Here is a 26,665-nt window from a genome sequence, read left to right as displayed (position 1 = left end):
CGCCGGAACCCCACAGGGCAACAGGAAGGAGACGGAAGATGCCCGATACCCTCTCAATCGACGTGGTGTCCCTGTACCCACGGGACATGAACATCTACGGCGACTCCGGCAATGTGCTCACCGTGCGTCGCCGGCTCGAACTGTACGGCTACGAGCCGCGCATCCACGCCTACGATCAGGGCGACGACTGGCCGGAACACGTCGACCTGATCCTCGGAGGCGGCGGACAGGACACCGGCCAGCGCAAGATCATCGACGACCTGTTCCGCCGTGCGGACCTGCTGCGGTCCTTGGCGGCGGACGGCGTGCCCATGCTCATGATCTGCGGCATGTACCAGCTGTTCGGCGAGTACTTCGAAACCGTGGACGGCGACCGGCTGGACGGCATCGGCGTGATCGGTGCGTACACTGTCGGGCAGAACGTGCGCATGATTGGCAACCTGACGGAGCATTCGGACGAGTTCGGCGACGTGATCGGCTACGAGAACCACTCCGGCCAGACCTTCCTGCGCGAGGGCGTGCAGCCGCTCGGCCGCGTGGACCGGGACGGCTGCGGCAACAACGGCGAGGACCACACCGAAGGCGCGCGCGTGAACCATGTGATCGGCACCTACATGCACGGCTCCCTGCTGCCCAAGAACCCCGCCGTCTCCGACTTCCTGATCCGCACGGCCGTGGAACGCCGCTACGGCACGTTCCGGGACCTCGGCGACGAGGCGGAACGTGCCGAACTCGCCCGTCTGAACGAGATCGCCTCCCGCGCCCGTGCCGTGGCCTCCGCCCGCCCGCGCTGAGGCGAGGTGCACTCTCGCAAATTTGTGATGTTGCGCATGCTGCGCGGTGAAAAGGCGCTCCAGGATGCGCAATCTCACAAATTTGCGATTTTGCGGGTCTTGGGTACACCCGCGAGATCGAGCTTGCGGCGCACGAGTTCGGGATGCCGGATGAGTTGATTGAACGTCCACCGCACGAAGATGGCCCTTCCATCCAAGGCGAGGTTGCTTTCCCGATCCTTTTCCTCGATGACGACGGACTCGATGTCCCTGCCGCCGGTCATGGCGGGATCCACGTATTTGCCGCGTCCGTCCAGTTCACCGATGATCGGCCGTCCGTCGGCTCGGAACCAGAGGAAATCCACACGGCGTCGCTGCCCGGTAACCGGATCCGTCCACCACACCTGCTGCTGCGGCGGCTCGTAGCCCCATTGAATGAGATAGCCCAGCGAAATGGCTTCGCCGCCGTTCTCGCTCAGGCCATTGGCGTGCCGGGTGGCGATCAGCGCCGATCGGATGCCCTTGCAGCCGCGTTTTCCCGCCAGATAGGATTCGAACCGTGCCTTGACGGTTCTGCCAAGTCTCAGGGCTGCCTCGAGAATGGCTAGGGCATCGGGCAGCGGCAGACATCGGGCGCAATCGAACATGGTCCGGTGAATGGAGGTTACCGGCAACCCGTCAACGATGACTTTCTGCGTCTCGTCCTTGTGCATCGCATGGAACGCATAGTGACCCCGGTCGGCTGAGGCATGCGTGAAATCCTTGGCCCAGTGCACCTTGCGGTTGAGGAAGGTGCTTTCCGTCAGTCCCCATACCGTCGCCGCACTGACACCGGCCAGCACCCAGTCGGGATGGGCGGCGCATTCCGCGCGCAGCACGTGCATGATCCGTTCCCTGTTGCCCAGCGAGCCCCAGTGCGAGGGACGCACGTAGAGTCCGGGCATGATGCGCAGCAGCTCACCGGCGCGGTGGCGTTGTGCCAGAGCACGCTGCAGGTTGCGATCCGAGGTGCGCAAGCATCGGCGTTCGCGTTCGGCGTCATTCAGCGCCTGTTCCAGTTTCGGGTTGCGTCTCATGCCAGTACGCTACGTCCACGCAGTCCTTGCCCGCATGCCGGTCTGGCCCCTGTGCGCGAACGTGCCCCCCGGTTGTGGTGCTACGGCGTGTCGCACGATGACTTATGCACATGTGCACAGTCGCAAATTTGTGATGTTGCGCATGCTGCGCGGTGAAAAGGCGCTCCAGAATGCGCAATCTCACAAATTTGCGGGTAATGTGGGAAGTGTCCATCCAACACAAGGAGGCGTATCATGGCTGCATTTGATTTGGGCGAAGGCCTGCGCAAGGTGTTTCTGGCCGGCGTCGGCGCTCTGGCCACCACGTACGAGAAGGGCAGCGAGATCGTGGACGATCTCGTCAAGAAGGGCGAACTGACCGTCGAACAGGGCAAGGCGCTCAACACCGAGCTCAAGCATTCCATCAAGGAAGCGGCCGACAAGGCTGCTGCAACGCCGGTCACCGAACAGCCGGCCGCCGCTGAGCAGTCGGCCTCGGATGCCGCCGACGCCGAGCCTGATACCGACGAGGACCAGCCCAAGGCGTGAGCTTACCCCACGAATCCACGGACCCAGCGACCCCCGCCGAACCGTCGCAGCCGCAGCAGCATCAGCCGCCTGCGGACACGACCGGCGGGGCTTTGCCGTACCCGAAAGCGGATGGCGACGGAGATGTCCGCATGCCGGACGACCCGCTGCGCGACGCTCGCGGTCGCCACGCCGGCGATGATGCGGCCGATGACGACCTCGTCCGCGAATACGATCCGCGCTCGCCGCAGACCCTGGAATTCTTCGGCGGCCGGCGCAACGACTTCTCCTCGCGCTACCACCTGACCCGCCGTGGCCGGCTCAAGCGCATCCGCCAGATCTGGAAGATCTGCTCCCGGTTCGATGTGTTCCACGGGCTCACCCCCGTCAAGATGCGTCTCATGTTCGAGGCGCTCGGCCCCACGTTCGTCAAGGTGGGGCAGATTCTGTCCATGCGCTCCGAAATGCTGCCGCAGTCGTTCTGCGACGAGCTGTCCAAGCTGCGCGCGGACGCCGATCCGATGCCCTATGCCACCGTGCTCTCCACGCTCGAACACGAATACGGCCGGCCCGTCGGGGAGGTCTTCTCCCACATCGATCCCACGCCGCTCGGCTCCGCGTCGCTCGCGCAGGTGCATCGCGCCACGCTCGTCACCGGCGAGGACGTGGCCGTCAAGGTGCAGCGCCCCGGCGTGCGCGAGATCATGGCTCAGGACGTGGACATCATGCGTTCGGCCGCCAAATACGCCACCCGGTTCATGCACGCCGCCCAGGTGGTGGACCTGCAGGGCGTGGTCGAGGAACTCTGGGAGACCTTCGAGGCGGAGACCGACTTCCTGGTGGAGGCCCGCAACCTGAGGGACTTCAAGGAATTCTGCCGCCCGTACCGTTACATGGACTGCCCGAAGCCCTACATGCGCCTGTGCACGCAGCATGTGGTGGTAATGGAATACGTGCACGGCATCTCCGTCTCGCACCCGCGTCAGCTCATCGCCGCCGGGTACGACCTCAAGGAGATCGGCACCAAGCTCGTGGACAACTACGCCACGCAGATCCTTGACGACGGCTTCTTCCATGCCGACCCGCACCCCGGCAACATCATGGTGTCCGGCGGCAAGATCGTGCTCATCGATCTGGGCATGACCGGCCGGCTCAACGCCAAGACCCGTTCCGCGCTTCAGGAGATGATCTTCGCCGTCGCCAAGCAGGATTCCCCCGCGCTCGCGGACGGCCTGCTGCGCTTCGCGGGCGGCGAGGCCGACTCGGAGGACTATCCGGCCCTGTTGGCGGATCTGGACGTGATCGTCAAGGAATTCGGCACCATCGACCTCAAGGACCTGGACATCGCCCTGTTCCTCAACTCGCTCACCCAGCTCGCCGCACGCCACCACATCGAGGTGCCGAGCTCAGTGACCACGGTGGGCCGCGCGCTCGTCACGCTCGAAGGCCTGCTCGACGAGTTCATTCCGGATGTCAACATGATCGAGATCATCTCCGCGCACATCGCCGCCTCCAAATCCAAGCGGGACATGGCCAGGGACGAGGCCCGGACGCTGGGCGTGGAGGGCGTGAAGGCGCTGCACGGGCTGCTTGCGGCCATGGGGGAGGCCAAGGTGGCCACACGCATGCTCACCCGCGGTCAGCTGCGCGTCAACGCCGAGCTCGTGGGCGGCGACGAACCCATGCGTCTGCTGAGCGACATGGTCAACCGCGTCACCATGGCGCTCATCGTGGTCGGCCTGTTTGTCGGCTCGTCGATCGTGTACTACGCGGGCATCAAGCCCGTGGTGTTCGGCATCCCGATCGTGGGCTTCATGGGCTACGTGGTCGCCTTCGTGCTGTCTGCGTGGATCGTGTTCGACATCTACTTCAAGGGCCGCAAGGCCAAGCGGCGGTAAACCCAAGCGACGGTAAGGCTCAGGCAACGCGCTATAAGAAATTGCGATAGCCTCTCAGGGCGAAATTCACGCGATCGTGACATGCGGGCCGCATTCCTTCGCTATGGTGAAGTCACAACGGTCGACCGACGGGGGATGCGGGTATGCCGCAGCCACCCGGGGCAGACCCGTCAAGAGAGGAATGATCATGACCACAATCAAGACTTCGCTGCTGCGCAAGGCCGCAGCGCTCGCCGTCACCGCCGGCCTGCTGTTCGCTGCCGGCTGCGGCGAGGCGCCCACCGCCGCCAACTCGGCGTCCGGCTCGGCGAACGGCTCCGCGTCGAGCTCGTCCGCCTCAAGCACCGATCTCAACGTGTCCGACTACGACGCGATCATCAACGCGGGCGCCGTCGCGGACGATGCCACCGTCGAGGCCAACGCCTGGGCCAAGGCCGTCAAGCAGGCCGGCGTGCTCAAGGTGGGCGGCACCAAGACGTCCCAGCTGTTCTCGCTGCAGTCCACCACCGACAACAAGGTGCGCGGCTTCGATGCCGGCCTGAGCCAGCTGCTCGCCCGCTACATCCTCGGCGACGCGAAGACCGAGCTGACCGTGGTGGATTCCTCCACCCGTGAGTCCGTGCTGCAGAACGGCACCGTGAACAGCGTGTTCGCCACCTACACCATCAACGACAAGCGCAAGGAGAAGATCTCCTTCGCCGGTCCGTACTACGTGTCCCAGCAGGCCATTCTGGTTGCCAAGAGCAACAACGACATCACCGGCGTCGATTCGCTCGCCGGCAAGAAGGTGGCCGTCCAGGGCGGTTCCACCGGTCCGCAGATCGTGGCCGAGGTGGCTCCGCAGGCTACCGTTCAGGAGTTCCAGACCGATGCCGAGGCCACCCAGGCCTTGCGTCAGGGCCGTGTGGACGCCTACGTGGTGGACCAGACCCTGCAGCTCGGCACCCTCGTCAAGTCCCCGAACGACTTCAAGATCGTGGGCGAGCCCTTCGGCAGCAAGGATCCGTACGGTATCGGCCTGCCCAAGGACTCCGACGCCGCCGCGTTCGTGAACGCGTGGCTCAAGAAGATCGAGGACGACGGCACCTGGGCCAAGCTGTGGAAGGTCACCATCGGCGACCGCACCGGTGTGACCACCGTACCCACCCCGCCGTCGATCGAGCAGTGAACCGAACCGTGACTGCGGTCCGGTGATCAACGTCTGGCTCCCCCGTGCCGCGTCCGGCGCTTGAGGGGAGCCTTTGGCCGTATATATGGCATGGAAAGCCGTGAAAGGAGGTGCACGCGATGATCCATGACTTCACCTATCTGGTGACCACCTATGGCCAGTCGTTCGTGGACGCGTATCTGGTGTCGCTGCGCATCGCCGCCATCGGGTTCGTAGGCGGATTTCTGGTGGCGTTGCTGCTCACCGTGGCCCGGGTGAGTCCCATCGCGCCCCTGCGCGCCGCCGTGACCGTGTACGTGGAGGTGTTCCGCAATATGCCGGTCCTCTGCCTGCTCGTGTTCATCGTGTACGCGCTGCCGGATCTGGGACTGGTGGTGGACTATGAGCCGAGCGCCATCCTCGCGCTGGTGCTTGTGGCGTCGTCGTTCGCCTGCGAGAACCTGCGCACCGGCATCAACACCATAGACGCCGGGCAGATTCAGGCCGCCCGTTCGCTGGGCCTGGGATTCACGCAGATCGTCACGTCGATCGTACTGCCGCAGGCGTTGCGCGCGGTGGTCCAGCCCATGGTCACGCTGTGCATCTCCGTGGTGATCAGCTCCTCCGTGGGCTCGTTGGTGCCCATCGCGCACAAGGAGCTCACCGGTCTGGTAGCGGAGATCAACAACAAGGAGGCGCTGGGCGTCACCACGTTCTTCGTGGCCGCGCTCATGTACGTGTTCACGGGCCTCCTCATCGCATTTCTGGGCCGCAGGCTCGAAAGGAGGCTTGCGATATGGCGATGACCCCCACCGAGGCCGCGCTGTTCGAGGCCACCGGCCCCCGCGCGCGCCGTCGCATCCTCATCGGCACCGTGCTGTCCGCGTTGGCGTTGGCCGCACTCGTGGCATGGATCGTCTACCGGTTCTACATCAAGGGGCAGCTGGACTCTCGGTATTGGTATTTCTTCGGCCAGCTCAACGTGTGGGAGTTCATCGGCATGGGTCTGGTGGGCACGTTGCGGGCGGCGCTCGGTGCCGGCGTGATCGCCGTGTTCGCCGGTCTCGTGCTCATGCTGGGCCGCATCTCGCGCTGGGCGCCCGTGCGTTGGGTGGCCACTGCGGTCATCGAGTTCTTCCGCGGCACGCCCACGCTGCTGTTCATCTACGCCATGTTCCTGGTGCCCGCGCAGATGGGATGGAAGATCAGCACCTACTGGATGGTGGTGATTCCCGTGTCCGCATATGCATCCGCCGTGCTGGCGGAGGTGTACCGCGCGGGCGTGGCCGCCGTGCCGGAGGGGCAGAAGGAGGCCGGCGTCTCGCTGGGGCTGAGCTACTGGCAGAACTTCCGGTATGTGATCATGCCCCAGATGTTCCGCATCGTCACGCCCACGCTGGTCACGCAGCTCGTGGTGGTGGTCAAGGACACGTCGTTCGGCTACGTGGTCACCTACCCGGAGCTCATGGTCAATGCGAAGGTGCTCATCGCCAACTTCTCCAGCCTCATCCCGGTGTACTTGGTGATTGCGGCCATTTACATTCTGGTGAATCTGGCCATTTCGCGGTTCGCCAACTGGCTGTCTCGCCGGCAGGATGCAAAGGTGCTCGACGTGGCCACCGTGGTGCCGCGCGGTGCGGACTCATAGACCGGTGCGGCTCGACCGGCTGGGTGTGTGCCACGGGGTGCTGTGCGACGGCGTGCGTTCCCGGTCCGTGGTCCTGCCGTTGGCGGGTGCGGCGACCGGGGTGCTAGGTTTGATGCTGTGATTGCGGTGGCTCGGGCCTCCGCACCAAGCCTTTGAGGGAGGCCGACATGGGATTGGGCAGGAAACTGCTGGCGGCGGGCGCTCTGGCCGCCGGTGCCGGTGTGCTGGCGGTGGCGCCGCGGCCGGGATTCGACAGGAACCGGCATGGCGTGCCGGGCATTGCGGACGTGCCGTACGCCCATCGTGGCCTGCATGACGCCGGCTCCGGGCTGGTGGCCGGCTACGAGCAGGAAAGCGGCGACTACGTGGCGTTGGCGCGCCGGATGGCCGTCAAGGCCGGCTATGGCAGCAACGATTTCGCAGGGCCGATCGCCCCGGAGAATTCGCTCGCCTCGTTCGCCGCGGCTTGCGAGGCCGGCTACGGCATAGAACTCGATCTGCAGCTCACCGCCGACGGTCAGGTGGTGGTGGTCCACGATGCCGATCTGGAGCGCGTGGCCGGAGACCCGCGGCGCGTGGCCGACCTGACCTACGAGGAGCTAACGGCCATTCCGCTGTTCCCCGCCCCCGCCAAGCCCGGTGATGCGGAGGCCAAGCCGCTCGACGCGGCCGCCGCAACCGTGCCGGACGGCTACTACCAGCACGTGCCGCTGTTCTCCGACGTGCTCAAGGTGGTGGCCGGGCGGGCGCCGCTGATCGTGGAATACAAGTTCGACGACTACGAGTGGTCCTCCCGTGACGACGAACTCATGGAGAAGGGCGCCGCGCTGCTGGACGCCTACGACGGGCCGTACGTCATCGAATCGTTCCACCCGGGCGCGGTGAACTGGTACCGGCAGAACCGTCCCGAGGTCAACCGCGGGCAGCTGGCGGACACTGCGGCCTTCGGCACGGACAGGAAGGCCGTGACCGAGTGGATGGCCGGCATGCTGGGCTTCGACTGGTTGAGCAGGCCCGATTTCATCGCCTACGACTGGCACGGCGGAGATGCCCCGCAGGTGCGTCTGGCGCGTGCGCTGGGTGCCGCGACGGTGTCCTGGACCGTGCGCTCGTCCGCCGAACTCGGGGAATCAGAGCCGTATTTCGACCGGTTCATTTTCGAAGCGTTCGTGCCGGCGAAGGCGTAACGGCGGGCGCTGCCGATAGCGGGCGTGGCTACTTGTGCATGATCGGTCCAACCTGCGGGCTCATATTCGCAGGTTGGACCGATCATGTGATTTTCGGCCCCGAAAACGGCCGTTTTTTCGCGCGATCGGTCCAATCTGCGTCAACGGTGGCATAGGTTGGACCGATCGGGGATGCTATATGTCGGTCGGGGGTGGCCGGGGTCGGGGCGGTGACCGGTGGCGGTCGTCGGCGTGTTGCAACGGGGAACGGGCGACGGGGCCCGGAACGCCGGTGCGAGGCCGATGCTCAGTGCGAGGCCGTTGCGGCCATGCCCCGTTATGTGCGCGGCGGCGGCCGTCGGTGTCGGCTGCGGCGGGTATTGATGGTCGTACAACGAATTCCGGCGTTGAGGGATAGCCAGGGGTTCCGAACAAGGCGATGACGCAGAAGGGGAGTACCATGCCTACGGCTATCCATGGCTCATACGAGCTTGCCCAAATACCATTCGATCAATCACCCCACGCGCCTACGGTTTCCGTGACGCCGGTTGAATCCGGTGCGGACCGGGCTCACGGCGCGGACGCAGCCGGTGGGGGCGGCGAGACCGGTGAAATGCCCGGTGCGGGCGGTATCCCTGGTGTTCTTCGCTCCCTGCTGCGCGCATGCGGCGATCCGCTGAAGGATCTGGCCCGGGCGTGCGCGCTGCGCATGGCGATCTTCGCCGCGGTGGCCGTCGTTTTGACGGCGGGCGTAGGCCTTGCCGATCAGGCGGATGCCGCAATGCTCACCGTGGACGGCGGATCCGTGGCATTGCCCGCCACATGGGACGCGGACATGCGCGCGATGGTGCCGGATGCGACCCTGCGCACGCTGATGGACCGCGAGGTGCGGCGTGAATTCGCCGGGCAGAACCTTGCTTCGCGCAGCAGCAAGGACGTGCTGGCGGCCGTGAAGGGCGACGGTGTGACCAGTGACATGGGCTGGCCCGCATGGGATCTGGGCAAGGCCTACCGGCAGAGCGGGCTCAAGCCCATCCGGCTGCTCAACGGCGTGCAGTACCTGAGCGGCGTGTACGAGATCAACGCGCGCGGACTCGGGCTGGAGGCGTTGGCGATGCCGGGGGTGCCGGTGGGGACGCAGATACCGAACTTAGTTGTAGCTGATAATGTTTTTCATATTTTCCCAACTTCGATGTATGAGAGGAATTTCCCCACTACTCGAGATGCTGCAATCAACCCCAATCAGGAGTACTACCACCACGCCGGCGTCACCTACGTGCGCTCCGGTGCGGACCGTCCGAAAACCGTCCGCGTGGAGGCCGGCGTCTATCAGCTTGCCGACGATGCCGCCGCAGTCAAGGCGCTCGAGGGCGACGGCACCGCGCCATTCCCACTGCGGCCCATTCTGAACCGCACCAAGTTCGGCACCGGCGATCGCAGCTTCAACCGCACCGTCGGTTCCTCGGTGTCCGAGCCGGACGATGCGGCATGGACGGTCACAGGCTTCGACGGCGACGCCAAGGAAGGCGCTATTATGACCATGGCCCAGTACACCTATGCGGTGCGCCACACCGATCGCAACGGCGCCATGGACGCGGTCTCGCTCACATACTTCTACGGTCTGGACGTGAACTTCCTCAGCACGGTCAAGCACACGGCATCCGTCACGGTGCTCGGCGACTTCTCCTTCCGCAAGACCAGCGCCTCCAATCCGCAGCAGGGCCTCGCAGGCGCCGAATACGTGCTGAGGACCGCGGACGGTCGGTACGTCAAGGGTTCGGACCATGCCGCCCTGTATGACGACTCCGGCATGCTCGCCACAACGGACCGGGCGGATGGCAAAGGGGTGCTCCGCCTGACGACGGGCAGCGACGGCACGTTCGTTGCGCGTGACCTGCCTGCCAGCGAAAAGGGCGTGCGGTACGAACTCGTGGAGGTCAAGGCTCCGGACGGCTACCGGCTGAGCGCGAATCCGGTACCCGTCACCGTGAAGGCCAACGCCGGCAAGGTGGACGCGAACGTCTCCGGCGGCGAAGGCGACCGAGCCGTCGTCACCAAGGACGCAGTCACCGCCGCGGCCGACCGATGGACTTCCGCGGCGACCAAACCGGTATCCAGCAAGGAAGATTTCGCCATCGACTACACGCGGTCCGGCGAAGCCATGACCCTGCACGCCAAGGACGGTTCCGCAGCGTCCACAGCCAGACGGGCGGCGGACTACGATGGCGCGGACGCGTTCATCCGCAATGGCGGCAATCCGGTGACCCTCGGGCTGGACGGCATCAACGAGGCATGGCGTCCGCTCGTCTCCAGCAGCAGCGTCACCGTGGGCGGCCGAACGGACGCGGCCACGGTGCACACGGGCGGACGGCTGGAGGCCATGGCCAAAGCGCAGCGTCAGATCAACGGCATCATCGAGGCGGGTGGCATGGCCAAGGCGGACGACTACTACGCCGTGCACACTACCGTCGTCTACCACGACGACGCCAGCCTGGCCTTCAACCGGTACGACGGCGACCACCACACGCAGGCAGACCCGGCGAACCCCATCGACGTGACCGTTCAGGCGCGCAAGCATTTCCTTTCGGATCAGGGCGAACTGCCGATCGAATCCGGTCGATTCGCCATGGTGCTGGAACCGCAGAACGGAGCGCCTGAGCCCGAAGGCGGCACCACATCCAAGGTCGATGCGGAAGGACGGGCCCAATGGCGTCTGCCGCGAATCACGTGGGACGTCTACCGGAAGGCGAAAGGCGGCGATGGCACGGCGGTCTTCCGCTACCGCGTGCGCGAGCTGCCCGGCAGCGAACCGAACATCGAATACGACCGGACGGTGCACACGCTGGAAGTTCGGGTGCACGAGCGAGAGGACGCATCGCAGCCCGGAACCACGTACGGTCTGACCGCGACGGTGCTCGTGAACGGCACAACGGCGGCATCCGGCACCAGCCTGCAGGGAGCCGTTACGGTCACGGCAGACGCCATCTCCTTCACCAACAGGGAGCATCCGGCCGAGGAACTGCCGCTCACCGGAGGCACAGGCATCCTCATACCCGTGACGGCCGGAGGCACACTGCTTCTGGCTGGCATCACCGCATTGATCATTACCGCAAGGAGGCCCGGAAAACACTGAACCATCCCGCGCAACGGCCGTCAGGGGGATTGCCACGAAGTCGTGGGACGGCCGGCTCGCGCAGCAACCATCCATACCCATACAGCCGGGCATCATGCCCGGGCAACGCCATACCAGTCGTGAGAAGGAGACCATCATGGCCACGCATACGCATACCACCACACGCAGAGGCGCCATCGTCGGCGTCATCACCGCGGCGATCGGACTCATGGTCGCGATCGGAGTCACGGCGCTCCCCGCCGGGGCCATCAGCCCAACAGACACCGGAACGGTCACGGTCAGCAACATCGAACCCGAGGCGACCGCCACCGCATACCGGATTCTGGACGTGCACTACGACCATGCCGTCGACCGCCCGGCAAACCCTCAATACACCTGGACGCCAAGTATCCGGGACTGGATGACCGAACACTACCCGCAGTACATCGGAGAACAGGGAACCGTCACCGACCGATACGCGGACCTGACGCCCGACCCGGTGGCGGACCCCGGGAACGCCACGGAGATCTCCACCTTCACCGACGCCGTATCCGGTGCGATCGCGACCGATAAGGTTACGCCTGCGGCCGCCATTACCGGCACCAACAGCAAACAGCCCGCACAGGACGGCAGCGTTTCCGCGCGATTTGACCTGCCCATGGGCGGATACGTGATTCACGCCACCGGCGGGGCGTACGTGTACCGGGCGGTGATGGCCAACGTGGCTCCCGCCTTCCATGACGCCGGATGGCACATCGACCCCGTGACCATTGCCTCGAAGCGAGCTCGCCCCGGCGTGGACAAGTCCGTGAACGAAACCGTCCCCGGGCATGTGACCGGCAAGGACGCGCACGGCACAGGCTCCGATTCCGTCGGCGTAGGAGAGCGCGTGACCTTCGACCTGCGCGCCGACGTACCGGTTTTTCCCGCCAAGGCCGTCAACAAACGGTTCGTGATCGCAGATGCGATGGACCCGGGGCTCGACCTCGACACCGGTTCGATCACCGTCAGCGGCGTGGCCGCCGACGCGAAGGAAACGACGCTCACGGCCGGCACGGACTATGCGCTCACCGTGGACGGCGCCAAGGACCTGGACGGCAACGAGGTCACCTTCCTCATCGATCTGAGCGGTTCGCGCCACGCCAAGGCAGCTGGCTACCGGCGCATTCACGTACGGTACTCCGCAACCGTGAATGCGAAGGCCGTCATCGGGCCGGAAGGCAACGGCAACGAGGTCGTGCTCCAGTACTCCTCCAACCCGTACGCCCAGAACGACCACCGCACTGAACGTGACGACGTGACCGTTTATACCTACGGCCTGCGCATCCTGAAAACCGGGTCTGGCAACCAGCCGCTCTCCGGAGCCGCATTCAGTCTGCTCGACGCCGACGGCAACGCTATGCCGGTGATCGCCGTGGACGAGGCACGCGGCAGGTACCGGTTGCCCGAAGCGGGCGAAACCGGGAATCCTGACGTGCCGTTGCGCGTGTCCACCGAAGACGCCAGCCTCGGACAGCTCGGCATAGCCGGGCTGGACCAGGGCAAGTACGCCTTGCGCGAGACCGAGGCTCCGGACGGATACGTGCTCAATACCGTGCCGATCTCCTTCACCATTACGGACACCGGCAAAACCGAGGACAGTCTAGGCGAATACACCGGCAACGTGATCGGACAGGAAACCGACGCACCCGGTTACGCATTCGGCAGCATCGCCAACTTCAAAGGCGGACTGCCCAGCACGGGCGGCATCGGCACTGTGGTACTCAGCGCGGTTGGCATCGTGCTCATCGCCGGCGGTCTCGTGCTGGTTGCACCGCACGTCGGACGGCGCAGAGCATAGCCCGAACCCAACGGCAGGGAGGCGATGATGGCGGCGCGACATGCGGCACGCAGGCGCAGCGTTCGGCCGAAACGCCATACCGGCGCCGTTGCCATCGCCGCGCTGCTCATCGTCACCGGTCTGGCCGTATGCCTGTACCCGATGGCGGCGAACCTGCTGGCGGAGCGCACACACGCTACGGCCATCACCGGGTACCGTGCTGCCGTCTCACAGCTGGACGACGTTGCGATGCGTCGCGAGCAGGACGCCGCCGACCGGTACAACCGGGCGTTCGCCGCCGGGGAAGTGCCTGCCGACAACATATATGAGGCAACGCTGGACCTCGGTGCCGACGGCGTAATGGGCTACGTGACCGTGCCGCGCATCGGCCTGCGACTGCCCATCTACCACGGTACCGGCGAAACCGCGCTCGCCAAGGGGGCCGGGCATCTGCGACGCTCGTCCCTCCCCGTGGGCGGTACGGACACGCACGCCATCCTGACCGGGCATCGAGGACTGCCGTCGGCCGAACTGTTCACCCGATTGGACGAGCTGGCCCCGGGCGATCGGTTCACGGTCACTGTGCTGCACCGCACGCTCACCTATCGGGTGATCCGGACGCGCGTCGTGCTGCCCCGGGAGGCTTCCGTGCTCGGCATCGAACATGGCCGTGATCTGGTGACGCTGGTGACCTGCACGCCGTACGGCATCAACACGCACCGGCTGCTGGTCACCGGGGAACGGGTCGCGGCAACACCCGGGGAAGACCTGCGACAGAACACTGCGGACGCCGGTTCCGGTCCGTGGCGGTTCGACGCATGGACAGTCGTGACGGGCGTCGGCGCGATTGCCGCGATCGGAATAGCGATCGGAACCACCATCACACGGACGATCACACGGAACAGCAGACGGCGTACGCATAGCCGCCATGGACACGGCAGGGACGGGGTTCGGCGAACCGGAACCGGACACGGAAGACGGTCCGCGAAACCTCGACTGCACCTATCGACAAGGAGAACACCATGACCACCGTATTCGACGAGGAACAGATGATGCTGTTGCGACGCATCCCGGCCGTCAAGCTGGTATCGCCCTCGCGCATCTACTACACCAATACGTTCCGCAACGAATTCCGCAGACGAGTGCGGGCCGGCGAATCACCGAACGCCATATTCGAGGCGGCAGGACTGGGACCGCAGATCATCGGCAAGAAGCGCATAGCCCGTTGCGCCGAACGCTGGCTGCAGGATGAAGCAGACCCGGACGACGGCGATGGGTGCGATGCCCATGGCATGGCTGCAGGACGGCCTGACCCGTCCCGGTGGCCACGAGGGAGGAAAGCCGAGGTCCGGCGGCATGTCGAGGCATGCGAAGCCGCATCGTCCACGGTGAAAGCCGTCGTGATGCCGGCGCCGGAGGGTACGGCAATGTCGGACGAGCCGGGCGGCGTGAGCGGGCCGAGCGGCATAAGCGGCGTGAGCAACGCTGACGGGCGAGATGCAACGGTCAGCGTGTTCTACAGCGAGGCGGACGACGAACCCGAAGACGCGGGCACGGCGGAGCCTGAAGACCCGGCGGCATTTGGGACGCAGAGTGAGTCCCACAGTGCGATCGGACACGCCGCGTATGCCCCGTACGCCACGACTGCCTCGTACGGGCACGCCACGGAATACGCGTACGCTTACGGATCCGGCGGCTCAAGCGGCAGCGGAGACCGTGCCGCGGGCGAGGATGCGGATGCCGCGGTAACGGTGCTGGCGGAACGGCGTCGGACGTTCACACCCACACCGGCGCCGTATACGTCGTACAGCGTATGCCACCGCTACTCGGTGGAAGCCGTACTGCTGCGGTGCCGGGCGCGCATCGACGAGCTGGAGCAACGCGTTGCGGAGCTGGAACGGCGACTCGGCTGAACGCTGCACCGGCACGAGTCCGGCGCGCATAACTCGGGTTCGTGCCGGTGCAGGCCGGTACGGTCAGTGCTTGCCGGCGTAGAGGTCCTTGTCGATCACGTCCGCAAACACGCGGTTGACGGCAGGGCGCACCACCTTGAGCGACGGGGTGAGGCAGCGGTTGGCTTGCGTGAACTGCTCGTCCAGCACCACGAACTTGCGCACCGACTCGGCGCGGGACACCGTGGCGTTGGCCTTGTCCACGTAGGTCTGAATCTCGGCGCGCACCTCGTCGTTCTGGGCGGCCTCGGCAATCGGCATGTCCGCGGGCAGACGCCGGGTGGGCAACCAGGCGGCAAGCCCCTCCGGGTCGAGCGTGACCAGTGCGCCCACGAACGGGCGGGCGTCACCCACCACCACGGCATGCTCCACGATCGGGCATTTACCGATCTCCTCCTCGAGCGGGATGGGGGACACGTTCTTGCCGCCGGCCGTGATGATGATGTCCTTCTTACGGCCGGTGATCGCAATGCGGCCTTCGTCGTCGATCGTGGCAAGGTCGCCGGTCCGCAGCCAGCCATCGGCCGTGAACGCCTCGGCCGTCTTGGCGGGCAGGTTGTGGTAGCCGCGGAACACATTCGGTCCCTTGACCTCCAGTTCGCCGTCCTCGGCCAGACGGACCGAGGAGCCGGGCGCGGGCTGGCCCACCGTGCCGATCACGTTGTCGCTTACGCGGGTGGCGGCGAACGGAGCGGCGGTTTCCGTCATGCCGTAGCCCTGAATCATCGGCAGGCCGATGCCGTTGAAGAAATGCGCCAGATCCTCGGACAGGGGCGCGCCGCCGCACGCCACGTAGCGGATCTTCGGGCCGAGGGCGCTGCGCACCGTGCGGTAGACCAGCGCCTCGTACATGGCGTGCTCGCTGATCTGCCGGGCGGTGGGCTTTTCGCCGGACTGCTCGGTGCGAGACCAGTCGCGTGCGGCCTCGGCAGCCTTGAGGAACAGGCGGCCCTTCACACCATTGCCGGCCTTGCGGGAGGCGGCGTTGTACACCTTCTCGAACACACGCGGCACGCCCAGCAGGTACGTCGGCTGGAAGGAGCGCAGATCCGGCAGCAGGGAGTGCGTGTCCGGCAGGTAGCCGACCACGCCGTCGTCGCTGCCGATGGACACGTACTGAATGAACCGGGCGAAGCAATGCGCCAACGGCAGGAACAGCAGCAGACGCGGGTGATCGTCCGCAACCATTTCATGCAGGCATTCGGTGGCGGCCCGCACGATGGACAGGAAGTTGCGATGCGTCAGCTCCGCGCCCTTCGGATCGCCGGTCGAACCGGACGTGTACACGATGGTCGCCAGGTCGTCCGCCCGCACCGCGGCGATGCGAGCGTCCAGCTCCTCGTCCGTGATCGACGCGCCCAATCCCTGCAGCGCGCCCATAGCGTTGTTGTCCAGCATGAGGATGCGGCGCAGCGACGGGCAGTCATCCATCACCGTGTACAGACGGTGGAAGCGCGTCTCGTTGTCCGCAATGGCGAGCTTCACATCCGAATCGATGAGGATGCGCTTGGCCTGCTGGGCGGAATCGGTGTCGTAGATCGGCACGCTCACCGCGCCGATCGCCGCCAGCGCGAAATCCAGCACGCCCCACTCCCAACGCGTGGGGGAGAAGATCGTCACCGCGTCGCCCTTGCCGATGCCGAACGCCATGAACCCCTTGGCGGCGGCACGCACCAGCTCCAGAAATTCGCCGCTCGTCACCGTGGCCCAGCTGCCCGGACCCGTCTTGCGGCTGGCGATCACCGTGTCCTCGCCGGTGCGCGCGATGCGCTCGGTGAGCAGAGAGAACAGCGACTCGTCATCGCGCACGACGATCGACTCGCCCGGAGTGGTGTATTCCTGCAACATGCCTGTCATCCTTCGATCCGTTGAGCCACGGTCCACGAGGCCATGGTCTACTTATCCAATCTCCCAGCGTAGGGGGAACCGGCGGGCGGCGGCATTGTGAAAACCTACAAAACACGCCCGGGGAATTTAGCCCACGCCGTGTTCGGAATCCTTGGCTTGCAGCCTCCGACAAGCCGAGGATTCACTGGACCGTGGCGGTGAGGAAATCTGCGAGGCGACGCGCTCCTGCGGCGTCAAGCGGATAGGAGCCCGTGACGCGACCGCCGTCAATGGCGAGTACGCTGTCCGCGGCCGCCAGCGCGAATTCGGGATCGTGCGTGACCACGACCACCGTGCGCCCGGCGGCGGCAAGACCTCGCAGCAAGTCCGCCACCTCGCGCATGTGCCGCATGTCAAGGCCGCTGGTCGGCTCGTCGAAGATGATGATCCTCCGGTCGGACGCCAACGCGGCTGCGATGGCGACCCGCTGCTTCTGCCCGCCGGACAGGGACAGCGGATGGCGGTCGGTCACCTCAGCAAGGTCCAGTCCGGCAAGAATCGTTCTGGCGCGGTCCTCGCGCTCGGATTCGGAGCCGGAGTCATCGGCGTCGGGCATGGCGAGCAGCACCTCGTCCAGCACCGATTCGGTGAACAGCTCGCAGTTCACGTCCTGCAATACGGTGAAGCATGCGCCGAGACGGGCCTTGCGGTCGAGCGGCTTCGCGGGAACGCCGCCATCCGGGGCATCCGGGGAGGGCGGCACCAGATCGCCCTTGCAGCGGCGGTCGAGGCCTTGCAGACAGCGCACGAACGTGGACTTGCCGGCCCCGTTGAAGCCGACGACCGCAGTCACCCGCCCGGCTGGCAGCAGGGCGTGGGGCACGTCCAGCGTGGGTTGCTTGGCGCGCCGATAGGTGTAGGAGAAACGATCGACGACGTAACTGGAGGATGCCGTGGCTGAGCCCGCCGGATCCGCAGCCGGCGCAACCGGGGCATCCGGTGCGGCCTGGGCGACCGCTGCGACCTCTGCCCCATGGGCGATCCCCTCGGCAATCTGCTCGGCGCGCACCGGGCGCAGGCCAAGGCTACGGCGTTCCCCGTCGGACAGATCATGCAGCTCGGCGCCCGTCATGTCCCGTTCGAGCCGGCCGTCGCGCAAATACCAGACGCGGTCGATGAGCCCGTCGAGCCAGTACAGCCGGTGCTCGGCAATCACCACGGTCTTGCCCTGCGACTTCCACAGGGCGATGATCGCGCGCAGGTCACCGATGGCCCGCGCGTCGAGATTGCTGCTCGGTTCGTCCAGCACCAGCACGTCCGGACCCGCCGTGGACACCGACGCGCACGCCACCTTCTGCTTCTGCCCGCCGGACAGATCGGTGATGGGCCGGCCCAACAGATCCTCCATATGGAAGTCGGCCGCCACGGAAGCAATGCGCTCGCGGATCCGATCGGGCGGCATCCGGAAGTTTTCGCAGGCGAATGCCAGCTCGCCGGTCACGTCCAACGTGAAGAACTGGCTCTTGGGATTCTGGAACACCGACCCCACATGCCGGGCGATGGCGGTCAACCCGCCCGGGGCGGTCGCGGTGTCCAGCCCCTCCACGGTCACGCGTCCGGTGAGCGTGCCGTCGAAGTAGTGCGGGGCGAGTCCGTTGATCAGGCGGGTGAGGGTGGTCTTGCCGCACCCCGAATCGCCGCACAGCAGTAGCGTCTGCCCGTCCGGGATCTCACCGCTCAATCCGTGGATGCCGGTGTGCGTGCCCCCGGCGTATTCGAAACTCACATCGTCGAAGCGGATCATGCCAGCACCCCGAATCCGCGGAGGACCAGCGCTGCGAAGCAGGCCGCGCACCCGGCGGCGATCAGGCAGTCGGCCCATCCGAAGCCGATGCGCGCAATGCTGGTGCGTGTGGGCGACGCGCCGAGCCCGCGCGTCAGGGCCGCCTGACTGAGCTCGTCCGCGATCTTCACCGAATTCGTGACCATCGGCACCACCCGGTATTCGAACATGTCCGCCGCCTTGCCGCCGCCCAGATGCACGCCGCGCATGCGCATCGCGTCGTTGATCTGCCGCGCCTCGCCCGTCACCGTGGGAAAGAACCGGAACATGACGGCCAACGGGATAGTCACGGCCTGCGGCACGCGGGCGCGCTGCAGCGCGGCGATGAGCTCTCCCGCCGTGGTGGTGAACAGCAGCCAATAGGAGGCCACCGCGCTGGGCAGCGTCTGCGTGGCCATGCCCAGCGACGCATAGATGAACCAGCCGAGGAATCCGCCCACGTGGGGAAGCAGCCACTCGGCCGCCGCATAGGCCACGGCCAGCCACGCCAGAAACACCAGCGCCGCCTTGGGACGGCCGCTCACGGCGAGCAGCGCGAACGACGCAACCGTCAGCGCGCTACGGATCACGGTGGCCGTGACGCTCGAACCGCCGAGCATGGTCAGGCAGAACGCGCCCACGGTGAGCGTGAACAGGATCTTGGTGCGCGGGTCAAGCCGCAGAATGCCGCGGTAGCCGGTGACGGAAAAATTCAAGATGGACCGTCTTGTGCAATCAGACCAGACCGGCGCGCTGGAAGTGCTTGCGCATGAGCAGCTTGGCGATCCACGCGCCAGCCAGGCCGCCCACCACGCCCATGAGGATGATCACCGGCAGCATCCACTCGGGGAACAGGTTGGCCATGTTCTGCGACCATTCGGCGCCCTTCTTGGCGGCCTGCGCGGCGAGATACTCGTTGCGGCCGATGTAGAACGGCAGGAACAGGCCCAGGTTCCACAGGTTGAACACGCCTGCGGACAGCACGTTGAGCGTGAGCTTGCGGTAGCCGCCTGCGCGGGCGATGAGATCTGCCGCCACACCGGAAACCACGGCGGTCACGATCGTGTACCAATTGCCGTGGATGACGCCCATGATGAGCGCCAGCAGGATGCCCACGATGGTGACTGCGCCGAAATGGCGGGACTTCATGAGTACGAGCATGTATGGCACGCCGCCGAGGATGCCGCACGCGAGCCCCATGAACAGCTGGCCTCCGGGAATGAGGTTTGCGATCATGGCGGCCACGCAGATGAGCACGAAGTACAGCACCGTGTACACGCCGATGTAGATGTAGTCGCGGGTGTTGAGCTTGCTGTCGGGGCGATCGTTGGACGCGGTGGTCATGGGTTGCGGCTCCTTCACGGTAGGAATCTGTCCGGTCGGCGGTGATGCGGAAAGGACATGCTGGAACCGCACCTTACGGCAATGGGAGGCAAAAGTCACTACTTGTTTTTGAGGAATTTTTGTGGTATGCGAGTCGCTCGGTCCCGGCGGGCGGCGCGGCGTGTTCGGAAGGGGGCGGTCGGGACTACGTAGCCTGAACGGCTGGCGGATAACTGCGTAGCGTGGGGCAGATTAGGGGACTTGCACGAAGCTATCTGCGTTCGTGGGGTGCCCGACGACCGGTATCGGCGGGGAATGAACCGTTGCGATCCTTGGAATTGCAAGGGCACATGCGCGTTTATACCGGCGGTGCGCCCGCGCAGGTACCCCACGAACGCAGATAGGTGTCCGCGGGAGCGGAAATATACCCCCGGAAGTGAGATAGCCTCGTACAGGAGACCGATAAATACACCGAAGCGTCGAAACGCCGTAAAACTCGTTCCCGTGTCCTCCGCGCGTCGCATCGGAGAAGACAGCTCCCGGACGGAGTTGCATCGCCTCTCGAAGCGAACGGCTGCCCCGGCGAAACATTGCATTAGGGTGCGGTGCGGCATTGGAGCGTCTCGGCGAATGCCGCGACGGAATCCCAGCGGCACCCGTCTGCCATGACCGGACCGTGGCCCGACTATAATCGCACGCAGAACCGCGCACTGCGCGAACCGGGAACCAAAGGGGACCACCATGAACGATCGTCTGTCAGATGCGCTGGCGAACATTCCGCCGAATGCGCCCGCCCGTACGCTGGGCTTGCTGCTTTCCGGCGTGACCGGCGGAACCCCGATGCGCATCGTGGCCGAGGATGCCCTGCCCCGCACGTTTTCCCGACCGCAGTCCGTCCCCGCCGACTGGCGGGACAGGGCAGACGCCCGTTCGCGCGCATACGGGGCGAACGACGAGGACATCGCCGCCGCGAATGCCTTCGAGAAGGAGCTCGACGAGCACGACGCGTGGGGCCTGTGCTTCTTCGGCTGGTCCAACGCCGCGGGATATGGGTACACCGACGACCACGACTCCCGCGTGACGGCCGTGGACGGGTGGAATGCGTACGAGCATTTCAACGCGCTGCCCTTCGGCGCGCAGACCGTGCTCGCCGTGCGCGCGCTCATGGGAGACGCGGACGCCGACCGCGTGTCCGCATGGTGCTTCATGAAGCATGAGCGCCACATCACGTGGGACGTCGACTACCGCTGAACGATTGGCGTGGTGCGGCGCTGCGCGGTGCATCGCACGCGGCGCATGGAACCGCGAAGGACCACGAGGAGAGGAATAACCGTAATGAGCGAATTGGACAAGGCGGCGGCCCCGGTGCCGATGATCGAACTGTCGGACGGCAACCGCATCCCGCAGGTGGGATTGGGCGTGCTGCGCATCGATGATGACGGCGTGACGCCGGTCGTCGAATCGGCGCTCGCGGCTGGCTACCGCCACATCGACGGCGCGGCCGGCTACAACAACGAGGGCGGCGTAGGCCGTGCACTCGAAGCCGCCGGGTTCACGCAGGGTGAGGCGCGCAGGAGCCTGTGGATGACGACCAAGCTGCGCGACTCCGAACAGGGCTACGACTCCACGCTCAAGGCATTCGACCGCCAGCTGGGTCTGCTCAGGCTCGACTACGTGGACATGTACATGATCCACTGGCCCACCCCGTTCGACTGGCGCAGCGGCGTGAGCTGGAAGGCCATGGTGCGTCTGCGCGAAGAGGGGCGCATCCGCACGCTCGGCGTGTGCAACTTCCTGCCCAAGCATCTGGAACGGCTGCACGAGGAAACCGGCGAATGGCCGGCCGTGGACCAGCTGGAGATCCACCCCACTTGGCAGCAGCGCGAAACGGTCGCCTACTGCAAGGAGCATGGCATTGCCGTGGAAGCCTACTCGCCCATGGCGCGCGGCAAGGATCTCGCGGCCGGGGACGGGACGGTCGAACGCATCGCGGCAGCCCACGGCGTGAGCCCCGCGCAGGCGATCCTGCGCTGGCACATCGAGAACGGGACGATCGTCATCCCCAAGTCCGTGCACGCCGGCCGCCAGAAGGAGAACATCGACCTGTTCGGCTTTGCGCTCACCACCGAGGAGCATGCGGCGATCGACGCGCTGGACGGCGACGGGCGCATGGGCCACGACCCGATGACCTTCTCCTACGCGTGACGGGACTCGTCTTCTGACATGGGACGGAGACGATACGGTCGCCGGTCCGGGTTCCGCGGGATTCGCTCCCGCGGCGTGCGCTACCGCCGTGCCCCGTGGGGGTCCTCGCCGCTTGAACGCGTGCTGATCCTCGTCGTGGCGGCGGTGATCGCGGGCGTGACGGTCGGCGTGCTGCTGCCGCGCATCAACCCCGGCATCGGCGAGATCACCGGCGAATACACGGCCACCGGAGATGCGGCCGCCACGCTGGACACGCTTGCCGTTGTGGACGATCCGAAACCGGCCTCGCGCTACGACAGGGATGCCTTTGGATTCCGCAAGACCGACGACGACGGCGACGGCTGCGACGTGCGTGAGGCGGTGCTCGCACGCGACATGACGGATGTGACCTACACCAAGCCGGGCGGCTGCAAGGTGAAGACCGGCGTGCTCAACGATCCGTATACCGGGAAGGTGATCGACTTCACGCGCGGCGTCAAGACCAGCACGGCCGTGCAGATCGACCATGTGGTGGCGCTCGAGAACGCGTGGCAGTCCGGCGCAAGCACGTGGGACACGGCCACGCGCTACCGGTTCGGCAACGACACGTACAACCTGCTCGCCGTGGACGGCCCGGCCAACGAGGACAAGGGCAACGCGTCCGCCGCCTACTGGCTGCCGAGCAACAAGGCGTACCAGTGCCCGTACGTGGCGCGGCAGATCGGCGTCAAGGCGAAGTACGGGCTGAGCGTGACGAGCGAGGAGAAACGCGCGATGAAGGGCGTACTGCACGGATGCCCCGGGCAGGGCGTGCCCGCGCGGTGACGCGCCGTTACACGCATGGCTCCCCGGTGCGGTACAACGGTTGCGGATCGGAAGGAAGCGAGCGGTATCGGCATGACGCATGACGAGAGCACGACGAAGAGGGACGCGGTGAGCGAGAACACGGTGAGCGAGCCGGGCGAACGGACGACTAACGGCGGCGTCGATAGGACCGCCGGAGGCATGGGCAACAACAACACGGAAACCGCGCAGTTCCCCCAGCTGGGCGTGGACGTGGGCGTGGAGGGCAGCGCCTCGGAGATCGAAGTGGAGCGACGTCACGCGCAGGAGGCCGACAAGGCCAGAAAGAGCAAAGGGCACGCGCTGGCCAGCATTCTGGGTCCGGCGTTCGTGGCGGCCGTGGCCTACGTGGATCCGGGCAACGTGGCGGCGAACATCACGTCCGGCGCGCGCTACGGGTTCCTGCTGGTGTGGGTGCTGGTGCTCGCCAACGCCATGAGCGTGCTCATCCAGTACCAGTCCGCCAAACTGGGCATCGTGACCGGCAAGTCGCTGCCGCAGATTCTGGGCGAGCGGATGAGCGACGCCGGGCGGTTCATGTTCTTCATGCAGGCGGAGGTGATCGCCATCTCCACCGATCTGGCGGAGGTGATCGGCGGGGCCATTGCGCTGAACCTGCTGTTCGACCTGCCGTTGTTCGTGGGCGGATGCGTGATCGGCGCGGTGTCCACGGTGATGCTGCTGTTCGAAGGCGGACGCACGCAGCGCGTGTTCGAGAAGATCGTCATCTCGCTGCTGCTCGTCATCACGTTCGGGTTCATAGCCGGGCTCGTGATCGACCCGCCGTCCGCCGGTGCCGTGCTGGGCGGGCTGACGCCCCGGTTCAGCGGCACGGACTCGGTGCTCATGGCCTCCTCCATGCTGGGTGCGACCGTGATGCCGCACGCCATCTACCTGCATTCCACGCTGGTCAACGACCATTACGCGGGCGGCCAGCAGAAGCCGAGCGTGCGCCAGCTGCTGCGCGGCTCCAAGATCGACGTGGTGTGGGCGCTGCTGCTCGCCGGCACGGTGAACCTCTCGCTGCTGCTCATCGCCGCGAACAGCCTGTACGGCATGCAGGGCACCGATTCCATCGAGGGTGCGCAGCGGGCGATCGTGACGGTGCTGGGGCCCACGATCGGCGTGATCTTCTCGATCGGGCTGCTGGCCTCCTCGCTGAGCTCCACGTCCGTGGGCACGTACGCCGGCTCGGAGATCATGCGCGGACTGCTGCATATCAAGGCGCCGATGTGGGCGTGCCGCGTGGTGACGCTGGTGCCGGCGCTCGTGGTGCTGTGGTTTGCGCCGAACCCGACCATGGCCCTGGTGGTGGGGCAGGTGATCCTGTCGATCGGCATCCCGTTCGCCATCATCCCGCTCATGCGCTACACGCATGACCGCAAGCTCATGGGGCAGTACGTGGACGGTGCCGTGAAGCATGTGATCTTCATTGCGGTAGCGGTGCTCATCATTGCGCTGAACGTGCTGCTGGTGTTCCTGACGCTCACCGGACGGGCGTGACCGCGGGCGCTGTGCGGCGCGGCGCGGCTCGTTCCGACTGCTCGCTGTGGGAACGGTGGCGATTCGCGACACGGGAGGGGCTGTTTGTGTCTCAAGTCGCATCCATAAGTGGGGAAGATGGTGGTGAGACACAGGGGAGTTGCTTGTGCCTCGGATCGCCGCCGTTGTTGGTTGTGATCGGGTGACGGGACGGGCGGACTACGGGCTGCGGGGTGTGTTTGAAGCCTGTGTGTTTGCGAGCGGCGTCGCCGGCGTTGGGTACGCCGGGAGGGGTGCGACACGCCGAGGGATGGCGAGTTGCGAGGGAGTGTTTGCGAGCGGTATTATCGAACCGGTTCGATACACAACGGTGTGACAATCATCAATAGATCGCAGCACTGGGGTCCGGCCCGAAGCCGCCGAGGCGGAGGGCGTCAAGACCGTACGCGTCATCGAACCGGTTCGACACAGGCGCGACACCGCCTGCCGGGCCACAACTCAACCAGCCAGACTTCCACATCAACCGCATACCCATCACCAACGAAGGAGATGCCATGAAGAACAAGGTGCAGCTCATCACCTACGCCGACCGTTTGGGCGACGGCACCCTCAAATCCATGACCGACATCCTGCGCACCCGCTTCGACGGCGTGTACGACGGCGTCCACATCCTGCCGTTCTTCACCCCGTTCGACGGCGCGGACGCCGGCTTCGACCCGATCGACCACACCAAGGTGGACTCCCGCCTCGGCTCCTGGGACGACGTGGCCGAGCTCAGCCGCACGCACGACATCATGGTCGACGCGATCGTGAACCACATGAGCTGGCAGTCCAAGCAGTTCCAGGACGTGCTGGCCCGCGGCGAGGAATCCGAATACTATCCGATGTTCCTCACCATGAGCTCCGTGTTCCCCGACGGCGCCACCGAGGAGGACCTCGCCGGCATCTACCGCCCGCGCCCGGGCCTGCCGTTCACGCACTACAAGTTCGCCGGCAAGACCCGTCTGGTGTGGGTGAGCTTCACCCCGCAGCAGGTGGACATCGACACCGATTCGGACAAGGGCTGGGAGTACCTCATGTCCATCTTCGACCAGATGGCCGCCAGCCACGTGAGCTACATCCGCCTCGACGCGGTGGGCTACGGCGCCAAGGAGGCCGGTACCAGCTGCTTCATGACGCCCAAGACCTTCAAGCTCATCTCCCGCCTGAGGGAGGAGGGCGTCAAGCGCGGGCTCGAAATCCTCATCGAGGTGCACTCGTACTACAAGAAGCAGGTGGAGATCGCCTCCAAGGTGGACCGCGTGTACGACTTCGCGCTGCCTCCGCTGCTGCTGCACTCCGTGTTCTCCGGGGACGTGAAGCCGCTCGCCGAGTGGACGCGCATCCGCCCGAACAACGCCGTCACCGTGCTGGACACGCACGACGGCATCGGCGTGATCGACATCGGCTCCGACCAGCTGGACCGCAGCCTCAAGGGCCTCATCCCCGACGAGGACGTGGACAACCTGGTCAAGACCATCCACGCCAACACCAACGGCGAGTCCCAGGCCGCCACCGGCGCCGCCGCCAGCAACCTGGACCTCTACCAGGTCAACTCCACGTACTATTCGGCCCTCGGCCGCAACGACCAGCACTATCTGGCCGCCCGTGCCGTGCAGTTCTTCCTGCCCGGCGTGCCGCAGGTCTACTACGTGGGTGCGCTCGCCGGCTCGAACGACATGGACCTGCTGCGCCGCACCAACAACGGCCGCGACATCAACCGCCACTACTACTCCACCGCGGAGGTGGACGAGAACCTGGCCCGTCCGGTGGTCAAGGCCCTGAATGCCCTGGCGAAGTTCCGCAACGAGCTGGATGCATTCGACGGCGAGTTCTCCTACGAGCTGACGGACGGAGACAAGGCGATCGTGCTGCGCTGGAAGAACGCCGCCACGGGCACCGCCGCCGAGCTCACGTTCGAGCCGTCCGCCGGCATGGGCACGGACAACGCCGCCCCGGTCGCATCCCTGACGTGGACCGACGCCGCCGGCGAGCACGAGACCCGCGACCTGCTGGCCGAACCGCCCGTCGTGGCCGCCTGAACCGG

21 protein-coding genes are annotated in these 26,665 nt (G+C 66.0%); 16 read left to right on the top strand and 5 right to left on the bottom strand.

Translation table 11 applies throughout. From position 1 onward, the window contains the following. Nucleotides 1–38: 38 nt before the first annotated feature. Nucleotides 39–794, top strand: a complete 756-nt coding sequence (locus tag AC1AZA_RS08105) for a type 1 glutamine amidotransferase (RefSeq protein ID WP_476514158.1) — start codon at nt 39–41, stop codon at nt 792–794. Nucleotides 795–868: 74 nt separating this feature from the next. Here AC1AZA_RS08105 and AC1AZA_RS08100 read toward each other — a convergent pair whose 3' ends face one another. After that, the gene (locus tag AC1AZA_RS08100) at nt 869–1,849 is read right to left on the bottom strand and encodes a hypothetical protein (RefSeq protein ID WP_476514157.1); all 981 of its coding nucleotides are present in this window, start codon (nt 1,847–1,849) and stop codon (nt 869–871) included. 234 nt (nt 1,850–2,083) lie between these two features. Here AC1AZA_RS08100 and AC1AZA_RS08095 point away from each other — a divergent pair, with 234 nt between their 5' ends. The 10 genes from AC1AZA_RS08095 (at nt 2,084) to AC1AZA_RS08050 (ending at nt 15,059) form a co-directional block, all read left to right on the top strand. Beyond that, complete coding sequence (locus AC1AZA_RS08095) at nt 2,084–2,377, top strand: phasin family protein (protein WP_476514156.1); 294 nt, start codon at nt 2,084–2,086, stop codon at nt 2,375–2,377. 131 nt (nt 2,378–2,508) lie between these two features. Continuing rightward, nucleotides 2,509–4,254, top strand: coding sequence for an ABC1 kinase family protein (locus tag AC1AZA_RS08090; protein WP_476514155.1), 1,746 nt, complete (start codon nt 2,509–2,511; stop codon nt 4,252–4,254). A gap of 187 nt (nt 4,255–4,441) precedes the next feature. After that, the gene (locus AC1AZA_RS08085; RefSeq protein WP_476514154.1) at nt 4,442–5,422 is read left to right on the top strand and encodes a glutamate ABC transporter substrate-binding protein; all 981 of its coding nucleotides are present in this window, start codon (nt 4,442–4,444) and stop codon (nt 5,420–5,422) included. A 119-nt stretch (nt 5,423–5,541) separates the two neighbouring features. Next, the gene (locus AC1AZA_RS08080; protein WP_476514153.1) at nt 5,542–6,207 is read left to right on the top strand and encodes an amino acid ABC transporter permease; all 666 of its coding nucleotides are present in this window, start codon (nt 5,542–5,544) and stop codon (nt 6,205–6,207) included. Beyond that, nucleotides 6,198–7,049: an amino acid ABC transporter permease gene (locus tag AC1AZA_RS08075; RefSeq protein ID WP_476514152.1), complete on the top strand. Its 852-nt coding sequence runs from the start codon at nt 6,198–6,200 to the stop codon at nt 7,047–7,049. The genes AC1AZA_RS08080 and AC1AZA_RS08075 overlap by 10 nt, the downstream gene beginning before the upstream one ends. Nucleotides 7,050–7,216: 167 nt before the next feature. Further along, nucleotides 7,217–8,236 (top strand): glycerophosphodiester phosphodiesterase family protein, encoded by a 1,020-nt coding sequence (locus tag AC1AZA_RS08070; protein ID WP_476514151.1) that lies wholly within the window; start codon nt 7,217–7,219, stop codon nt 8,234–8,236. A 517-nt stretch (nt 8,237–8,753) separates the two neighbouring features. After that, a complete protein-coding gene (locus tag AC1AZA_RS08065) occupies nt 8,754–11,348 on the top strand; it encodes a SpaA isopeptide-forming pilin-related protein (RefSeq protein ID WP_476514150.1) in 2,595 nt (864 codons plus the stop codon). Nucleotides 11,349–11,484: 136 nt separating this feature from the next. Beyond that, entirely contained in the window at nt 11,485–13,167 is a 1,683-nt protein-coding gene (locus AC1AZA_RS08060; RefSeq protein ID WP_476514149.1) for a SpaH/EbpB family LPXTG-anchored major pilin, read from the top strand. Nucleotides 13,168–13,194: 27 nt separating this feature from the next. Beyond that, nucleotides 13,195–14,172 (top strand): class C sortase, encoded by a 978-nt coding sequence (locus AC1AZA_RS08055; protein ID WP_476514148.1) that lies wholly within the window; start codon nt 13,195–13,197, stop codon nt 14,170–14,172. Beyond that, nucleotides 14,169–15,059: an HTH domain-containing protein gene (locus AC1AZA_RS08050; protein WP_476514147.1), complete on the top strand. Its 891-nt coding sequence runs from the start codon at nt 14,169–14,171 to the stop codon at nt 15,057–15,059. Before AC1AZA_RS08055 ends, AC1AZA_RS08050 begins: the two co-directional genes overlap by 4 nt. A gap of 63 nt (nt 15,060–15,122) precedes the next feature. Here AC1AZA_RS08050 and AC1AZA_RS08045 read toward each other — a convergent pair whose 3' ends face one another. The 4 genes from AC1AZA_RS08045 to AC1AZA_RS08030 form a co-directional block, all read right to left on the bottom strand. Further along, on the bottom strand, nt 15,123–16,946 hold the full coding sequence (locus AC1AZA_RS08045; protein WP_476514146.1) for an AMP-dependent synthetase/ligase: 1,824 nt from the start codon (nt 16,944–16,946) through the stop codon (nt 15,123–15,125). 181 nt (nt 16,947–17,127) lie between these two features. Next, the gene (locus AC1AZA_RS08040) at nt 17,128–18,711 is read right to left on the bottom strand and encodes an ABC transporter ATP-binding protein (protein ID WP_476514145.1); all 1,584 of its coding nucleotides are present in this window, start codon (nt 18,709–18,711) and stop codon (nt 17,128–17,130) included. Between the two features lie 14 nt (nt 18,712–18,725). Then, nucleotides 18,726–19,463 carry an energy-coupling factor transporter transmembrane component T gene (locus AC1AZA_RS08035; RefSeq protein ID WP_476514144.1) on the bottom strand — a complete coding sequence of 246 codons (738 nt, stop codon included), beginning with the start codon at nt 19,461–19,463 and terminating at the stop codon, nt 18,726–18,728. Between the two features lie 19 nt (nt 19,464–19,482). Next, entirely contained in the window at nt 19,483–20,091 is a 609-nt protein-coding gene (locus tag AC1AZA_RS08030) for an MptD family putative ECF transporter S component (protein ID WP_476514143.1), read from the bottom strand. Nucleotides 20,092–20,811: 720 nt separating this feature from the next. Between AC1AZA_RS08030 and AC1AZA_RS08025 the strand changes: the two genes are divergently transcribed. The 5 genes from AC1AZA_RS08025 to gtfA all read left to right on the top strand — a co-directional run bounded on the left by AC1AZA_RS08025 (nt 20,812) and on the right by gtfA (nt 26,660). Continuing rightward, complete coding sequence (locus AC1AZA_RS08025; RefSeq protein WP_476514142.1) at nt 20,812–21,321, top strand: hypothetical protein; 510 nt, start codon at nt 20,812–20,814, stop codon at nt 21,319–21,321. Between the two features lie 84 nt (nt 21,322–21,405). Next, nucleotides 21,406–22,275, top strand: coding sequence for an aldo/keto reductase (locus tag AC1AZA_RS08020; RefSeq protein WP_476514141.1), 870 nt, complete (start codon nt 21,406–21,408; stop codon nt 22,273–22,275). 18 nt (nt 22,276–22,293) lie between these two features. Continuing rightward, nucleotides 22,294–23,079: an HNH endonuclease family protein gene (locus AC1AZA_RS08015; protein ID WP_476514140.1), complete on the top strand. Its 786-nt coding sequence runs from the start codon at nt 22,294–22,296 to the stop codon at nt 23,077–23,079. 180 nt (nt 23,080–23,259) lie between these two features. Then, the gene (locus AC1AZA_RS08010; protein WP_476514193.1) at nt 23,260–24,600 is read left to right on the top strand and encodes an Nramp family divalent metal transporter; all 1,341 of its coding nucleotides are present in this window, start codon (nt 23,260–23,262) and stop codon (nt 24,598–24,600) included. A gap of 533 nt (nt 24,601–25,133) precedes the next feature. After that, a complete protein-coding gene (gene gtfA / locus AC1AZA_RS08005; protein ID WP_476514139.1) occupies nt 25,134–26,660 on the top strand; it encodes a sucrose phosphorylase in 1,527 nt (508 codons plus the stop codon). The last annotated feature ends 5 nt before the right edge of the window (nt 26,661–26,665 follow it).

The organism is Bifidobacterium sp. LH_389, assembly GCF_056357235.1.
The sequence above is the reverse complement of the archived record's forward strand: the minus strand, read 5'-3'. Positions and strand labels throughout refer to the sequence as shown.

What these genes read in the sequence shown, in the direction of transcription:
- AC1AZA_RS08105 (WP_476514158.1), top strand. Translation starts at nt 39, where the DNA reads ATGCCCGATACCCTCTCAATCGACGTGGTGTCCCTGTACCCACGGGAC.
- AC1AZA_RS08100 (WP_476514157.1), bottom strand. Translation starts at nt 1,849, where the DNA reads ATGAGACGCAACCCGAAACTGGAACAGGCGCTGAATGACGCCGAACGC.
- AC1AZA_RS08095 (WP_476514156.1), top strand. Translation starts at nt 2,084, where the DNA reads ATGGCTGCATTTGATTTGGGCGAAGGCCTGCGCAAGGTGTTTCTGGCC.
- AC1AZA_RS08090 (WP_476514155.1), top strand. Translation starts at nt 2,509, where the DNA reads ATGCCGGACGACCCGCTGCGCGACGCTCGCGGTCGCCACGCCGGCGAT.
- AC1AZA_RS08085 (WP_476514154.1), top strand. Translation starts at nt 4,442, where the DNA reads ATGACCACAATCAAGACTTCGCTGCTGCGCAAGGCCGCAGCGCTCGCC.
- AC1AZA_RS08080 (WP_476514153.1), top strand. Translation starts at nt 5,542, where the DNA reads ATGATCCATGACTTCACCTATCTGGTGACCACCTATGGCCAGTCGTTC.
- AC1AZA_RS08075 (WP_476514152.1), top strand. Translation starts at nt 6,198, where the DNA reads ATGGCGATGACCCCCACCGAGGCCGCGCTGTTCGAGGCCACCGGCCCC.
- AC1AZA_RS08070 (WP_476514151.1), top strand. Translation starts at nt 7,217, where the DNA reads ATGGGATTGGGCAGGAAACTGCTGGCGGCGGGCGCTCTGGCCGCCGGT.
- AC1AZA_RS08060 (WP_476514149.1), top strand. Translation starts at nt 11,485, where the DNA reads ATGGCCACGCATACGCATACCACCACACGCAGAGGCGCCATCGTCGGC.
- AC1AZA_RS08055 (WP_476514148.1), top strand. Translation starts at nt 13,195, where the DNA reads ATGGCGGCGCGACATGCGGCACGCAGGCGCAGCGTTCGGCCGAAACGC.
- AC1AZA_RS08050 (WP_476514147.1), top strand. Translation starts at nt 14,169, where the DNA reads ATGACCACCGTATTCGACGAGGAACAGATGATGCTGTTGCGACGCATC.
- AC1AZA_RS08045 (WP_476514146.1), bottom strand. Translation starts at nt 16,946, where the DNA reads ATGTTGCAGGAATACACCACTCCGGGCGAGTCGATCGTCGTGCGCGAT.
- AC1AZA_RS08030 (WP_476514143.1), bottom strand. Translation starts at nt 20,091, where the DNA reads ATGACCACCGCGTCCAACGATCGCCCCGACAGCAAGCTCAACACCCGC.
- AC1AZA_RS08025 (WP_476514142.1), top strand. Translation starts at nt 20,812, where the DNA reads ATGAACGATCGTCTGTCAGATGCGCTGGCGAACATTCCGCCGAATGCG.
- AC1AZA_RS08020 (WP_476514141.1), top strand. Translation starts at nt 21,406, where the DNA reads ATGAGCGAATTGGACAAGGCGGCGGCCCCGGTGCCGATGATCGAACTG.
- AC1AZA_RS08015 (WP_476514140.1), top strand. Translation starts at nt 22,294, where the DNA reads ATGGGACGGAGACGATACGGTCGCCGGTCCGGGTTCCGCGGGATTCGC.
- AC1AZA_RS08010 (WP_476514193.1), top strand. Translation starts at nt 23,260, where the DNA reads ATGGGCAACAACAACACGGAAACCGCGCAGTTCCCCCAGCTGGGCGTG.
- gtfA (WP_476514139.1), top strand. Translation starts at nt 25,134, where the DNA reads ATGAAGAACAAGGTGCAGCTCATCACCTACGCCGACCGTTTGGGCGAC.